Raw genomic sequence first — 13,943 nt, 5'->3', positions numbered from 1 at the left:
TGTTCCCCGTGCTTTCCGGTTCTGGACACGGCCCGCGCGACCGGGCGGCGGAACGCCATCGGCGGGTGTATCACGGATACCGGCCGCCATCACGTAATGTGACCGCATGGTCTCGTTCTGCATTCGTCAAGGGTGACCTCGGCGCGAGGAGTCGGCAATGAACGCGGATCGACGGCACGTCCGGGGTCCGGCCCCACGGGCTCTCCTGAGGCGGCGTCCGCCCGCCCTGCGGCGCCTGCGGGCGGGCCTCGGGCGGCGCGCGCCCGCCCTCCGGCACACGGCCGTGGCGCGGCGGCTGGCCTGGGCCGTCTCGTCGGCCGCGGCGCTCGCGCTGGTCGCGCTCGGCGCGCAGACCGGCAGGAACGCCGCCTGCGCGACCACGCTCACCGGGCCGTACGGCGGCGGGGGCGGCGCGGTGCGCGGGCTCGCGGCGGGGTCCCTGCCACCGCGAGCCCGGCCCGGGGACGAGTGCTCCCTGGCGGGCGCGGTCAGGGACGACCTGCTCGCGGCGGTGTCGGCGGAGGAGTACGCGGGCTCGGCCGCCTGCGGCGCCTACCTGGACGTCGCGGGGCCGCTGGGGGTGGTGCGCGTCCAGGTGGTGGGCCGATGCCGGGCGTGCGCGCCGGGCGAGGTGGACCTGAGCGGCCCGGCGTACGCGCGCATCGCCTATCCGGGGCGGCGCGCGGTGCCGGTCGGGTACCGCACGGTGCGCAACCCGGCGGTGGCGATGCCGGTGGCGTTCCGGCTCAGGCCGGGGTCCTCGGCGCACCGGCTGTCGATCCAGGTGGTCGACCACGGCAACCCGCTGGTGGGGCTGGAGGTCATGCGCGACGGCCGCTGGGCGGAACTGTCGCGGGACGCGGGCAACTACTGGGTGGCCGAGCACGGCGCGGGTCCCGGCCCGTTCGTCGTGCGGGTCACCGACGTGTACGGCCAGCGGCTCACGGCCTCCGGCATCCGCCTGACCGGCGGCGGGCTGCAGCGCACCCCGTACCGGCTGTACGCCCCGGCGGAGGCGTCGCCGCCTCCTCCCGCGCGCACGGCGACGGGCAGGCGCGCGGCACCGGTCCCTCCATCCCGGCCGTCGCCGGTCCCGCTCCCGGCCGCGGGCGACGGCACGGCGACGGGTCATGGCACGGCGGCAGGCGATGGCACGGCGGCGCCGCGGGACACCACGGGCTCCCCGGCGACCGGGACCCGCGGGGTCCCGCATGACCCCGGCTCCCGGGCGACCTCGGGAGAGTCCGCGCCCGGCGCACCCGCACAGGGACCCCGCGGGCCGTCTCAAGGGTCCGGCGCGGTCGCCCACGGGCCCGGCGTGGGCTCTCAGGGGCCCGGCGCGGTCTCCCCAGGGCAGGAGGGCCGTCCGCTCCCGGCGGCGTCGGCCCCCTACCCGCGCGGGTCCGGCGGCCGGGCGCGGGGCGGGGCTTTCGACGGCGGCGCGGGCGGCGACCTGTACGGCGGCGCGGGCGGCATGGACGGCACGGCGGACGGCACCGCGCCGTTTCCCCCGACCGGCCGTCCGGACGACCCGCGACGGCCGGGGACGGTCTCGTCCGGCGGTCCGGCGCCGCTGGCGGCGCTGCCGTCCGCGCCGCCGTTCTTCTGCTGAGCGCCCCGACCTTCCTTTGCTGCGCGCCCCGCCGTTCCTCTGCTCCGCGCTCCCCTTCCGCCGCCCCTCTCAGGAGCCGCAGACCAGGGCGTCGCCGGTGGGGGTGCGGCGGTAGAGGACCTCGCGGCCGAGGCGGCGGCGGGCGACCAGGCCGTTGCCGCTGAGCACGGACAGGTGCTGCGAGACGGCGCCGGGCGTGAGCGACATGCGCCGGGCCAGCGCCGTCGTGGACGCCGGGTCGCGCAGGGAGAGCAGGAGCTGGGCGCGGGTCCTGCCGATGAGGGAGGCCAGGGCCTCGGGCGCGGGCGGCGGGCCGTCGTCCCAGAGGGTGCCGATCCCGCGGGCCGGGTAGACGAGCATGGCCTGGTAGGGCTCGGTCATGGTGGCGATGTCCGGCCAGCGGAACGCGCTCGGCACGAGCAGCAGGCCGTCGCCGCCGAGCCCGCCGGAGTGGCCACAGCCGCCGGTGGTGGTGGTCAGGCGGTCGCCGTGCCAGTGGACGCCGGGGTGCAGGTCGGCGAACAGCTCGTGCGCGCCGCCGGTGGCGAGCCGCCGCGACCGCCACATCACGTCGGCCTCCAGCAGGCCGTACACGCGGGGCCAGAACTCGGCGAGGGCCAGTTCCCAGTACGCGGCGAGCGTGCCGGCCACCCGGCGGACCCCGGCGACCGGGTCGTCCCGGAACCGCGCGATGGCCTGCCGATCGGGGGTGTCGACCCGCCCCGCCTCCTCGGCGGCCATCTCCGGGACGGCCTGGCGGACGCGGTCCAGTTCGGCGGCGAAGTCGGGAAGGGGGGTGTCCGGGGGCGGGGTGAGGAAGTCGGCCATGTAGCCGTGCGCGGGCACCAGGGCGAGCAGCTCGGCCAGGTCGAGCGCGCCGAGCCGAGGCCGTACCGCGCGCAGCCAGGGCAGGTGCACGGAGTGGCGGGCGGGGGCGTGCAGCACGCGCAGGCTGGCCACGAGCTCCCACATCGGGGAGAAGGCGAACCGCAGGCGCGCCAGATCATCGGCCGCGAACCGCCACTGGACGCTCATTACGGCACCGCCCCCCGACGTTTTAGTGTGCGCTAAAAGATTGGCACGGCACACGCCCGAGGCTCAACGCTTGTCCGCGTGACCACCCGAACCCACAGCCCTCGCGGTAAGCCGTCGTCCCTGCTCGGATCCAGGATCGGAGGGTTCCCGCGCGCCTTCTGGGTCCTGTTCGGCGGCACCTTCGTCAACCGGCTCGGCACCATGGTCGAGCCGTTCATCGGCGTCTACCTGACCCAGGCGCGCGGCATGTCGCTGGCCACGGCCGGCCTGGTCATGGCGGTGTTCGGGGTGGGGTCGCTGTTCTCCCAGCTCGTCGCGGGCTGGCTGGCCGACCATGTGGGACGCAGGGCGACCCTCGCCGGCGGCATGGTGGCGACGGCCGCGTGCATGATCCTCCTCGGGTACAGCACGTCGCTTCCGGCGATCGTGGCCGTGATGGCGGTGCTGGGCCTGGTCGTGGACGCCTACCGGCCGGCCTCGCAGGCGCTGGTGGCCGACCTGATCCCGGCGCACGACCGGCCGCGCGCGTTCGGTCTGCTGTTCTGGGCCATCAACCTCGGGTTCGCGGTGGCCATGGTCGCCGGGGGGTCGCTGGCCCGAGAGGGGTTCGTCTGGCTGTTCTGGATCGACGCGGTGTCCTCGCTGATCTTCGGGTTCCTGGTGTGGCGGGCGGTGCCGGAGACCAGGCCCGCGCGCTCCGCGCAGGCGGGCGGGTTCCGCGAGGCGCTGAAGGACCGGCTGATGGTCGTGTTCGTGGTGACCTCGCTGCTGTACGCGTTCGTCTACCTCCAGGCGTACACGACGCTGCCGCTGGCGATCACCGGACAGGGGCTGTCCACCACCGCCTACGGGCTGGCGATCTCGGTCAACGGCATCCTGATCGTGCTGGTGCAGCCGCTGGTGGGGCCGTGGCTGAACAGGCACGATCCCGGGCGCACGCTGGCGGTGGGCATGGCCGTGGTGGGGGCGGGGTTCGCGCTGACGGCGCTGGTGTCGACGACGGCGGGGTACGCGGCGGCCGTCGCGGTCTGGACGCTCGGCGAGGTGGTCACGGCGGGCATGGCGGGCGCGGTGGTGGCGGCGCTCGCCCCGCCGCACCTGCGGGGGCGCTACAGCGGGCTGTTCGGGTTCGCGTGGTCGGCGGGCGGGCTGCTCGCGCCGCTGGCGGGCACCCGCCTGCTGGCGGTCGGCCATGAGGTGCTGTGGGTCTCGGTGGGCGCGGTGGGACTGGTCGCCGCCGCGGGCCAGCTCGCGATCGCGCCCGCGATCCGGCGCCGTTCCGCCGCCTGACCCAGCCGCCTTCCGGTTCCGCCAGGCCCGTCCCGCCTGACCCGGTTCGACCCGACAAAGCCGTCACCTCCCATTAAGCAGCGCGTATCAGTTGAAATGCGATATCAAGCGGTCGTTGATCGGGCGTTATACGAAGTCCCATACTTTCCGGATGCCTCCCGCACGGACCTGGGAGCGCAGAGGGGGACGGGGCATGCGGCGGCTTGGACGGATGGGCTGGACCGCGGTGGCGGTCGCGACGGCGTCGGCGGCGATCGTCGCCGCGGGGCTGGCGATGCGCCTGCAGATTCCGGCGCAGGACCGGATACGCCCCGGCGTGGTGTCCGGCGACGACGTGGTGGGCCTGGCCTACCCGTTGCTGGGCCTGCTGCTGACACTGCGCAGGCCGCGCCTGCTGCCGGCGTGGCTCATGCTCGGCGGCGGCCTCGCCACCGCGACGCTCTGCCTGTCCCAGGGCTTCTACGAGCGGGCGCACCTCGCGGGCGACCGGACGACCGTGGCGCTCATCGGCGACTACAACGCCGCGATGGGCGCGGTGTGCATCGTCTGCGTCGACCTGCTGATCCCCCTGCTGTTCCCGGACGGCCGCCTGCCCTCCCGCCGCTGGCGTCCGGTGGCCGTGTTCGCCGTCGGGACGATCGTCGTTCTGGCGTTCCTGCACGTCGTGCGGCCCTCGGCGCCCGGCGCCCCCAACCCCCTCGCGGTCCCCGTCCTCGCGCCGCTCGCCGAACTCGCCGCCGCGTCGGACGTGGACTGGTACCTCATCGCCGAGGGCCTGTGCCTGCTGTCCCTGGTGGACCGTTTCAGGACCACGGACGCCGCGGGCCGGCGCCAGATCGGCTGGCTGCTGTACGCGGTCGCCGCCAACTGGGCGATGGAGAGCTGGATGCCGTTCTCCGTGGCCGCGATGCTGACCACGGCCGCGATCCCGGTCGCCGTGGCGGTCGCCGTGACCCGCTACCGGCTGTACGGCATCGACACGCTGGTCAGCCGCACGCTGATCGCGGCCGGGCTGGTCGGCGCGGTCGGCGCCGTCTACTTCGCGGTCAGCACGCTCGGGCTGGTCGCCGCCGGGCTCGGGCAACTCGCCGGGCTGGCCGCCGCCCTGTTCGCGGGCGCGGCGTTCCAGCCGCTGCGGCGCGCGCTGCGGCGGCTGGTCGACCTGGCCTTCTACGGGTACAGCGGCGACCCGCGCCGCCTGGCCGAGCGGCTCACCATGGAGGTGCACAGCGCCGACCCCGCGGGCGCGCTGGCGTCCGTGGTCGCGACCGCGCGCGAGAGCCTGAACGTGTCCGGCGTGATCGTGGAGGTGGCCGGCGGGCGTCCCGGGCGGGTGGCGATCGGGACGGTCGGCGCCGCGCCCCGCGAGGTGCCGCTTGTCTGGCACGGCGAACCCGTCGGCCGCATGCTCATCGGCCGCCCCGGGCCGCGCCGGTTCCCCCGCGCCTACGACGAGCGGATGATCGCGACGCTCACGCCGTTCGCGGCCGACGTGGCGCACGCCGCGCGCATGGCCGCCGACCTGCAGCGCTCGCGCGAGCGCATCCTCGCCGCGCGCGAGGAGGAGCGCCGCCGCCTGCGCCGCGACCTGCACGACGGGCTCGGCCAGGCCCTCGGCGACATGTCCATGTCGGTCACCGTCGCCAGGAAGCTGCTGCGCGACTCGCCGGAGTCCGCCGAGCCGCTGCTCGCCCGGCTGCGCGGCGGCATGGACCGGATCACGCAGGAGATCCGCGAGCTGGTCTACGGCCTGCGCCCGCCCGCGCTGGACGACCTCGGCCTCGCCCTGGCCGTGGGACGCCTGGCCGAGCCGGACGCGCGGGTGGAGACGCGCGGCGACCTCGGCGTGCTGCCCGCGGCGGTCGAGGTGGCGGCCTACCGGATCGCGCAGGAGGCGCTGACCAACGCCCGCCGCCACGCCCGGGCGTCCTCGATCCTGGTGGAGCTGTCCCGCTCCCCCGAGGCGCTGTGCCTGCGCGTCCGCGACGACGGGGCCGGGCTCCCGCCGGACGCGCGGGCGGGGGTGGGCCTGGCGTCCATGCGCGAACGCGCGGCGGAACTGGGCGGGACCTGCGCGGTCACCTCCGCGCCCGGCGAGGGGACCGTGGTCGAGATCGTGCTCCCCGTGTCCGAGGACCCGGCCCCCGCCCCCGGGCCCGGCGGGCCCACGGCGCCGCCGCCACCCGAGGCGCCGCCGCCACCCGAGGCGCCGCCGCCACCTGAGGCGCCCCGGCGGCCGGAGACGTTCCTCCAGGCCGCGGGGCTGGAGGCCCTCGGCCGGGCGTGACGCCGGACGGCCGGGACGACCCGGCAATGCTCAATGCGCGAAATATCGCTCTTTGTCGGACCATAATTCGGTGAGGCCGGAGATCGCGCGACGCGGTCCCGGCCCAGGGGGAAAGGTGCACGGGATGGTCAGGATCACGACGGCGCGCGCGGTGGCCGTCGTCACGGCGGTGGCGTCCCCGCTCATGGTCGTCGCCGGGCTGATCCTCTATGCCGGCCTCCCCCTGGCATGGCGGCCCGCCGTCCCCGCGACCCCCGACTTCGCCGCCGGGCTCGCGATCCCTCCCGTCGGCGCGTTCCTCGTCTTCCACCGGCCCCGGCTGATCATGGCGTGGCTGATGTGCGGCGGCGGGTTCGGCGCGGCGATCGACCATTTCTTCGGCATGATGACCTACCGCCTGGCCGCCGACGGCGAACTCGTCCTCGCCGGGTACGTGCGGTACGTCTCCGTCGCCGGGTGGTTCGTGGCCGGCTTCTCCCTGGCGGTCCTGCTGCCGCTTCTCTCCCCCGACGGACGGCTGCCCTCGCGCCGCTGGCGGGCGGTCGTGGCACTCGGGCTGCTCGCCACCTTCACGGAGTTGTTCCGCGCGTTCACCAGGCCCGCGCCGATCACCACCCGGCTGCCGGCCCTGATCCCCAACCCCCTCGCGATCGAGGCGCTGCGGCCGTACCAGGCGGTGATCAGCCAGGTCGCCTGGATCTGCATCTACGCCGCGGTGGTCCTCGCCCTGCTCTCCCTGGCCCTCCGCTTCCGGCACGCCGACCCGGTGACCCGGCGCCAGATCGCCTGGCCCCTGGTCGCGCTCACCGGGTACGTCGTCTTCCTGCTGGTAGGCGAGCGCGTGTGGTTCCTCGCCGTGATGTGGGCGGCGCTCGTGCCCGTCGCGATCGCGTTCTCCGTGATGCGCTACCGCCTGTACGGCATCGACACGATCGTCAGCCGCACGGTCGTCGCCGGTGGCATCATCGCCGTGGTCAGCGGCATCTACTTCGGGGTGGGCGGCCTCGCCGGCCTCGTGGTGTCCGGACGGCACCAGATCGGCGGGCTGGTCGCCGCCCTGTTCGCGGGCGCGTTCTTCCAGCCGCTGCGGCGGACCTTCCAGCGCCTCGTGGACCGGGCGATGTACGGCCAGGTCGGCGACCCCCGGCTGCTGGCCGACCGGCTCACCCAGGAGGTGAGCAGCGCCGACCCCGCCAACGCGCTGTCCTCGGTGGTCACCGTCCTGCGCGACGGCCTCGCCGTCCAGGGCGCCGCCATCGAGGTCGTGGGCGGCAGGCCCGCGTACGTCGAGAGCGGCCACGTCGGGGACGCGCCGCGGCGGATCCCGCTGGTCTGGCACGGCGAGACCGTCGGCCGCCTGCTGCTCGGGCCGCCGGGACCGCGCCGGTTCGCCGCCGCCCACGACGAGCGGGTGATCGGCACGCTCGCGCCGTACGCGGCCGACGTGGCCCACGCCGTCCGCATGGCCGCCGACCTGCAACGCTCCCGCCACCAGATCCTCACCGCCCGTGAGGAGGAGCGCCGCCGCCTGCGCCGCGACCTGCACGACGGCCTCGGGCAGACCCTGTCCACGATGGCGATGACGATCAACATGGCGCGCAGCAGCCTGAGGAAGTCCCCCGACTCGGCCGACACGCTCCTGCGGGACCTGCGCACCGGCATGGACGCGGTGTCCGGCGACATCCGCCAGCTCGTCTACGGCCTGCGCCCGCCCGCGCTCGACGACCTCGGCCTCGCCGGCGCCGTGCGCGCCCTGGCCGCCGAGGGCCCGCCCCCCACCCTCGTGGAGACCTCAGGCGACCTCGCCACCCTGCCCGCCGCCGTGGAGGTCGCCGCGTACCGCATCGTCCAGGAGGCCCTCACCAACGTGCGCAGGCACGCCCGCGCCGCCCACGCCGTCATCACCCTCGACCGCGCCGACGCCCTGCGCCTCCGCGTCACCGACGACGGCGCCGGCCTCCCCGACCGCCTCCGCGCCGGCGTGGGCCTCCACTCCATGCGCGAACGCGCCGCCGAACTCGGCGGCACCTGCACCACCTCCCCCGCCCCCGGCGGCGGCACCGTCGTCGAAGCGGTCCTCCCCCTGTGACCGACCGCCCCTGGAGAACACCCACCCCGCCGAATCCTCGAGATCGGCAGCGGCCGGTCATGGTGACGTGCCGGGATGCCTCTGTCGATCAGGACCGGGAATCTCGCTCTGGGAGGTAGGGGCTGAAATGGTCGGCCACGATCCCCGCGATGGCGGCGGCGTCGCGGGAACCGTCGACTTCGATCACGCGGACGCCGAGCCGGTGGGCGGCGCGGACGGCGTCCTCCGCGACGAGGCGATCCCGGGCGAGGCGGTTGGCCTGCGCGCGGGCCGGATCGCTGAGGCGGTGCCCGAGGGAGGCGGCGCGCGGTAGTTCTCGCACTTGGTGCCGGCGGAACTCCGGCGTGGGCACCATGACGACCATCCGGCGCGGTGAGTCGATGATGGGGGCGACGAGTTCGGGGCGCAGTCCCCAGCCTTCGGCGATGATCGGGTGGCCTGAGACGAGCGCGCGCAGGTCGTCCAGGGCCCACTCGAACCGGTCCGGGAAACCGGCCAGGGTCGCGGTGGCCATCTCTTCCGGGGTGGTGTGGACCCACACCTCGTCCGGGTCGGGCTCGGCGGCGGGCTCGCCGAGGCCGACGCGACGGGCGATCCGGCGAGCGTTGTGACCGCGGGCGTCGTGGTAGTCGTAGTTGTAGACGGTGACGCCGTGCCGGACGGCCAGGAGCCGGGCCACGGTCGACTTCCCGGCCCATTGACCACCGCCGATCCACAATGCCCGGCGCAACGTGCCGAACGGATCCCGGACTTCGCCGTCCGCGAGGGAGTCATGGCCGGTCATCAGATGTCCTCCCGGATGGGTCGGGTCTCGGTTCTCAGAGGTCGGCGACGGTGGAGGCCGGGATGGTGAGGATGCCGGCGAACGTGGTGGGGTGGGACGGAACCGGCATGCTGACGACTCGATTCTGGTGTCGAAGGCGAACGGACGACGGCGCACCGCCTCACCGCTGCGCGGCGGCCGCCCTCTCCAGTTCGTCGACGGTGCCGGACATGATCGTGCGGAGGTGCTCGGTGACGAGCTCCAGCGGCCAGTCCCACCAGGCCAGGGCCAGGAGGCGCTCGATGTCGGCGTCGCTGTGGCGGCGGCGGATGAGCCGGGCCGGGTTGCCGCCCACGATGCCGTAGTCGGGCACGTCCTCGACGACGACGGCACCCGAGGCGACGATCGCGCCATGGCCGATGCGGACGCCGGGCATCACCATGGACCGGTAGCCGAGCCAGACGTCGTTGCCCACCACGGTGTCACCCCGTCCGGGCAGGCCGGTGATGAGGTCGAAGTGCTCGGCCCACGAGCCACCCATGATCGGGAAGGGGAACGTCGAGGGGCCGTCCATGCGGTGGTTGGCGCCGTTCATGAGGAACCGCACGCCCTCGCCGAGCGCGCAGAACTTCCCGATCACCAGCTTCTCCGGCCCGTAGTGGTACAGCACGTTACGGGTCTCGAAGGCGGTCGGATCATCGGGGTCGTCGTAGTACGAGAACTCTCCGACCTCGATCAGCGGCGAGGTGACCAGCGGCTTGAGCAGCACGACCCGGGGCTGCCCGGGCATGGGGTGCACCACGGTCGGATCGGGAGGAACGGGCATCACGAATCGCCGTCTTTCGGAAGAGATGTCGGTGGCGTCGGAGAAAGTCCGGCCTCGTCGCCATGCACCTTGAGGTGCGGCACAGAGAAGTCGATGGTCCAGGATTGTAATCAAGGAGGTCAGAGACCCACCGTGCGGGTCCGTCGTGGTCAGCCGCCGTCGGCCCACCCAGCAGCTCTGGTCGATCGAACCGAACGCTTGTCAGTGCGAGCCGCCGACACGCCGGCTCATCCCCCGCCGTCCCGCCGATGCGCACTCTCGGATGGGCCGACGGCGGCCGGGGAATTGTGAGGGAAGCTCACGGATGGGCAACGGCATGGGGTGGTGGCGTACGGGGAGGGGGGTTTGGCCCTACGCTATGCGCTGCGATGTTGAAATTTCGTGCTCTTGGGCCCTTTCAGGTACTTCATCATGATTCAGTGCTGGACCTGGGCGGGCAACGCCAGCAGGCCGTGCTGGCGCGGCTGCTGGTGGCGGGCGGGCGGTCCGTGCCCATGAGCGTGCTGATCGACGAGTTGTGGCCGGGCGACCCGCCGTCCCAGGCCCTCTCGACGATCCAGGGTTACGTCTCGCGGCTGCGCCGCGCGCTGGAGCCGGACCGGGCGCCGCGCGAGGAGGCCGCGGTGCTGGTCTCGGCTCCCCCGGGGTACGCGCTGCGCACCGACCCGGACACGGTGGACAGCTGGCTGTTCGAGAACCTGGTCCGCGCCGAGCAGGGCGGCGACCCCACCGCGGTGCTGGACCGGATGGAGCGGGCGCTCGGGCTGTGGCGCGGCCCGGCGCTGGCCGAGTTCGCCGACCTCCCCTGGGCCGCCGCCGAGGCGATGCGCCTGGACGAGCTGCGCCTGCTCGCCATCGAGCAGCGCGCCGAGGCGGCGCTGCGGCTCGGCAGGGCCTCGGCGCTGATCCCGGACCTGGAGTCGCACGCCTCGGCGCACCCGCTGCGCGAGGAGGCGTGGCGCCTGCTGGCCCTGGCCCTGTACCGGGCGGGACGGCAGGGCGACGCGCTCGGGGCGTTGCGCCGGGCGCGCGCGTTGCTGCGCGAGGAACTCGGCTTGGACCTCGGCCCGACCCTCCAGCGGCTGGAACGTGACATCCTCGCCCAGGCGTCCCACCTGAACACCCCGGCGCCGGACGCCGCCCCCGTGGAGGCGCCGGCGCCGGAGACCTCGGTTCTGCGCGTGGTGGTGGCCGACGACCAGGCCCTCGTCCGCACCGGCCTGCGGGTGATCATGGAGAACGAGCCGGGCCTGGAGATGGTGGGCGAGGCGCAGGACGGCGAGCAGGCGATCGCGCTGATCCGGCGCACCCGCCCGGACCTGGTGCTGATGGACATCTCCATGCCCCGGCTGGACGGCCTGGCCGCCGCCCGCCGGATCCTCTCCGACGCCGCCCCGCCGAAGGTGATCATGATGACCACCTTCGGCACCGACGAGAACCTGTACGCGGCGCTGCGGGCGGGCGTCAGCGGTTTCATCCTGAAGACCTCGCCCCCCGAGCAGTTGCTGGCCGCGATCCGCGCGGCGGCGGACGGCGACGCGCTGATCGACCCGGCGGTCACCACCCGCCTGATCGCCGGGTTCGCCGGGCGCGGCGACCCGGCCGTCCCGCCGGGGCTGAAGGGCCTGTCCGACGGCGACCTCGACCTGGTCAAGCTCGTGGCCCGCGGTCTCACCAACCAGGAGATCGCCACGACGCTGGCCGTCCCCGAGTCCGACGTGGCCACGTCCCTGGCCGTCATCCTCGACTGCCTGGCCCTGCTCGACCGGGCCCAGCTCGTCATCCTGGCCTACGAGTCCGGCCTGATCAGCCCCGGCACCCATCTCGGCGCCTAGCCCGGCGTCAGCCGTCCGTCGCGCGCGGGCGGCGGCTCAGCAGGAGCGTCACCAGGAGGCCGCAGACGGCGAAGGCGGTGCCGCCGGCGAAGGAGTGCGCGATGCCGGCGGCCAGGACCTCGCGCGGCGCGGCGGCGGCGTGCCGGAACGAGGAGGCGAGGATGGTGACCAGGACGGCGGAGCCGAGGGAGCCGCCCGCCCAGACCATGGTCTGGGCGAGGCCGGAGGCGGCGCCGGAGTCGGCGGGCGCGACGCCGGACAGGATCGTCATGTTGAGGGGCAGGAAGGCGAGCGCCCCGCCCATGCCCAGCAGCAGCAGCGGGACGAAGATGCCGGGGAAGTACGCGGTGTCCGCGGAGAGCCGGGTGAGCAGGACCATCGCGACGGCGGCCAGGGCCGCGCCGGTCACCATGAGGGTCTTGGCGCCGAGACGCGGGATCAGCGAGGGGACGACGCGCACCAGCGCGAACTGCGTGCCCGCCATGGGCAGGAAGGCGAGGCCCGCCGCGAGCGGCTCCAGGCGCAGCACCGCCTGGAAGAACTGGGTGAGGAAGAAGAACACCCCGAACATGGCGGCGGCGAGCACGAGCTGGGCCAGGTAGGCGGCGGCGCGGTCGCGCGCGCGGAACAGGCGCAGCGGCATGATCGGCTGGCGGGCGCGGCGCTCGACCGCGACGAAGCCTCCCAGCGCGACGGCGGCGAGGGCGAAGGCGCCGAGCGAGACCGGGTCGCCCCAGCCGTGCTCGGCGACGGAGATGAAGCCGTAGACCAGGGCGGTCATGCCGGTGGTGCAGGTGAGCGCGCCGGCGAGGTCGAAGCGTCCCGGCCTGCGGTCGGTCTCGGGGATGAACCGCGGCGCGAGCAGCAGGACGAGCGCCCCGATCGGGAGGTTGACGAAGAACACCCACCGCCAGGAGGTGGTGCCGGTGAGCAGGCCGCCGCCGATGAGCCCGACCGCCGCCCCGGCGCCGGCGACGGCCGAATAGATGGACAGGGCGCGGGCGCGGGCCCGGGTCTCGGTGAACGTGGTGGCGATGAGCGCGAGCACGCTCGGCCCGGCCACGGCGGCGCCGACGCCTTGCAGGGCGCGCGCCGCGAGCAGCCACCAGGGGGCGGTGGCGAGCCCGGCGAGCAGGGAGGCCAGCGTGAACAGCACGACGCCGCCCAGGAAGGCGCGCCTGCGCCCGAGGATGTCCCCGGCGCGCCCGCCGAGCAGCAGCAGGCCGCCGAAGGCGAGCATGTAGGCGTTCTGCACCCAGGACAGGGCGGTCGCGGAGAAGCCGAGGTCGGCCTGGATGCGCGGCAGGGCGATGGTCACGACGGTGGCGTCGAGCGCGATCATGAGCTGGGTGCCGGCGACGACGGCCAGGGCGACGCCCGGCCGTGCCGCTTTCGTATCCGCATGGTCACGTAAAGTGGTCGAAGTCAACATGGACGCTCCACGAAACGACGGGAAGTCGGGAAAAGGAAAAGACGGAAAAGACGGAAACGACGGGCACGCGGAAAACGACCCCGTGCGACAATCGGAGGGTTCCTCCGCTTGTGACTATACGGAGGCTGCCTCCGGTTGGCAATCGGTTAAGGTCGTGATGTGGGCGCGCGATCCTCGCCCACCCGTCCGCATTGCGAGAGAGCCATGAGCACCACCTCGGCACCCCGCCCCATGCGCGCCGACGCGCGCCGCAACTACGAGCGGCTGCTCGCCGAGGCGCACGCGGCGTTCGCCGAGCTGGGCCCGGACGCTCCGCTGGAGGAGATCGCGCGCCGCGCCGGCGTGGGCATCGGCACGCTCTACCGCCACTTCCCCACCCGCCTCGCCCTCCAGGAGGCCGTCTACCACGACCACGTGGTGGGCCTGGCCGGGCAGGCCGCGGAGTTCGCCGACCGCCTCCCGCCACGCGAGGCGGTACGCGAGTGGCTGCGCGCCCTGGTCGCCCACAGCCACACCAAGCGCGGGCTGGTCGAGGCGCTGAAGTCCACGCTGGACGGCCGCTCCGAGGTCTTCTCCGCCTGCCACACCTACATGCGCCAGGCGGCGGACACCCTGCTGGCCCGCGCCGTGGCGGCCGGGGAGGTACGCGACGGCCTCGACGGCCTGGAGCTGCTGCGCATGGGCCACGCGGTCGCGGTGGCGACCGAGCGCTCGCCGGAGAGCGGCGAACTGCTGCTCACGATCATGATGGACGGCCTGCGCCCCCAGCGCTGA

The 13,943-nt window shown here is 74.4% G+C and carries 10 protein-coding genes; 6 read left to right on the top strand and 4 right to left on the bottom strand.

The window, feature by feature from the left end; genetic code table 11:
* Positions 1 to 157: 157 nt before the first annotated feature.
* Positions 158 to 1,612 (top strand): expansin EXLX1 family cellulose-binding protein, encoded by a 1,455-nt coding sequence (locus tag BJ981_RS23935; protein ID WP_184613940.1) that lies wholly within the window; start codon positions 158 to 160, stop codon positions 1,610 to 1,612.
* A 69-nt stretch (positions 1,613 to 1,681) separates the two neighbouring features.
* Here the strand turns inward: BJ981_RS23935 and BJ981_RS23930 are convergent, their stop codons facing one another.
* Complete coding sequence (locus BJ981_RS23930) at positions 1,682 to 2,647, bottom strand: ArsR/SmtB family transcription factor (RefSeq protein ID WP_184613938.1); 966 nt, start codon at positions 2,645 to 2,647, stop codon at positions 1,682 to 1,684.
* A gap of 78 nt (positions 2,648 to 2,725) precedes the next feature.
* Here BJ981_RS23930 and BJ981_RS23925 point away from each other — a divergent pair, with 78 nt between their 5' ends.
* The 3 genes from BJ981_RS23925 (at position 2,726) to BJ981_RS23915 (ending at position 8,313) form a co-directional block, all read left to right on the top strand.
* Positions 2,726 to 3,937 carry an MDR family MFS transporter gene (locus tag BJ981_RS23925; RefSeq protein ID WP_184613936.1) on the top strand — a complete coding sequence of 404 codons (1,212 nt, stop codon included), beginning with the start codon at positions 2,726 to 2,728 and terminating at the stop codon, positions 3,935 to 3,937.
* A gap of 151 nt (positions 3,938 to 4,088) precedes the next feature.
* Positions 4,089 to 6,224 carry a sensor histidine kinase gene (locus BJ981_RS23920; protein ID WP_221314754.1) on the top strand — a complete coding sequence of 712 codons (2,136 nt, stop codon included), beginning with the start codon at positions 4,089 to 4,091 and terminating at the stop codon, positions 6,222 to 6,224.
* 124 nt (positions 6,225 to 6,348) lie between these two features.
* A complete protein-coding gene (locus BJ981_RS23915) occupies positions 6,349 to 8,313 on the top strand; it encodes a sensor histidine kinase (RefSeq protein ID WP_184613932.1) in 1,965 nt (654 codons plus the stop codon).
* A gap of 88 nt (positions 8,314 to 8,401) precedes the next feature.
* Here BJ981_RS23915 and BJ981_RS23910 read toward each other — a convergent pair whose 3' ends face one another.
* Entirely contained in the window at positions 8,402 to 9,097 is a 696-nt protein-coding gene (locus BJ981_RS23910) for a hypothetical protein (protein WP_184613930.1), read from the bottom strand.
* 160 nt (positions 9,098 to 9,257) lie between these two features.
* On the bottom strand, positions 9,258 to 9,902 hold the full coding sequence (locus tag BJ981_RS23905; protein WP_184613928.1) for a CatB-related O-acetyltransferase: 645 nt from the start codon (positions 9,900 to 9,902) through the stop codon (positions 9,258 to 9,260).
* A gap of 419 nt (positions 9,903 to 10,321) precedes the next feature.
* Between BJ981_RS23905 and BJ981_RS39345 the strand changes: the two genes are divergently transcribed.
* A complete protein-coding gene (locus BJ981_RS39345) occupies positions 10,322 to 11,737 on the top strand; it encodes a BTAD domain-containing putative transcriptional regulator (protein ID WP_307837790.1) in 1,416 nt (471 codons plus the stop codon).
* Between the two features lie 7 nt (positions 11,738 to 11,744).
* Here BJ981_RS39345 and BJ981_RS23895 read toward each other — a convergent pair whose 3' ends face one another.
* Positions 11,745 to 13,169 (bottom strand): MFS transporter, encoded by a 1,425-nt coding sequence (locus tag BJ981_RS23895; RefSeq protein ID WP_184613924.1) that lies wholly within the window; start codon positions 13,167 to 13,169, stop codon positions 11,745 to 11,747.
* A gap of 204 nt (positions 13,170 to 13,373) precedes the next feature.
* On the opposite strand from BJ981_RS23895, the gene BJ981_RS23890 reads away from it, so the two are divergent.
* The gene (locus tag BJ981_RS23890; RefSeq protein WP_204069985.1) at positions 13,374 to 13,943 is read left to right on the top strand and encodes a TetR/AcrR family transcriptional regulator; all 570 of its coding nucleotides are present in this window, start codon (positions 13,374 to 13,376) and stop codon (positions 13,941 to 13,943) included.

The organism is Sphaerisporangium krabiense, assembly GCF_014200435.1.
GTDB lineage: Bacteria > Actinomycetota > Actinomycetes > Streptosporangiales > Streptosporangiaceae > Sphaerisporangium > Sphaerisporangium krabiense.
The sequence above is the reverse complement of the archived record's forward strand: the minus strand, read 5'-3'. Positions and strand labels throughout refer to the sequence as shown.

What these genes read in the sequence shown, in the direction of transcription:
- BJ981_RS23935 (WP_184613940.1), top strand. Translation starts at nt 158, where the DNA reads ATGAACGCGGATCGACGGCACGTCCGGGGTCCGGCCCCACGGGCTCTC.
- BJ981_RS23930 (WP_184613938.1), bottom strand. Translation starts at nt 2,647, where the DNA reads ATGAGCGTCCAGTGGCGGTTCGCGGCCGATGATCTGGCGCGCCTGCGG.
- BJ981_RS23920 (WP_221314754.1), top strand. Translation starts at nt 4,089, where the DNA reads ATGCCTCCCGCACGGACCTGGGAGCGCAGAGGGGGACGGGGCATGCGG.
- BJ981_RS23915 (WP_184613932.1), top strand. Translation starts at nt 6,349, where the DNA reads ATGGTCAGGATCACGACGGCGCGCGCGGTGGCCGTCGTCACGGCGGTG.
- BJ981_RS23910 (WP_184613930.1), bottom strand. Translation starts at nt 9,097, where the DNA reads ATGACCGGCCATGACTCCCTCGCGGACGGCGAAGTCCGGGATCCGTTC.
- BJ981_RS23905 (WP_184613928.1), bottom strand. Translation starts at nt 9,902, where the DNA reads ATGCCCGTTCCTCCCGATCCGACCGTGGTGCACCCCATGCCCGGGCAG.
- BJ981_RS23895 (WP_184613924.1), bottom strand. Translation starts at nt 13,169, where the DNA reads ATGTTGACTTCGACCACTTTACGTGACCATGCGGATACGAAAGCGGCA.
- BJ981_RS23890 (WP_204069985.1), top strand. Translation starts at nt 13,374, where the DNA reads ATGAGCACCACCTCGGCACCCCGCCCCATGCGCGCCGACGCGCGCCGC.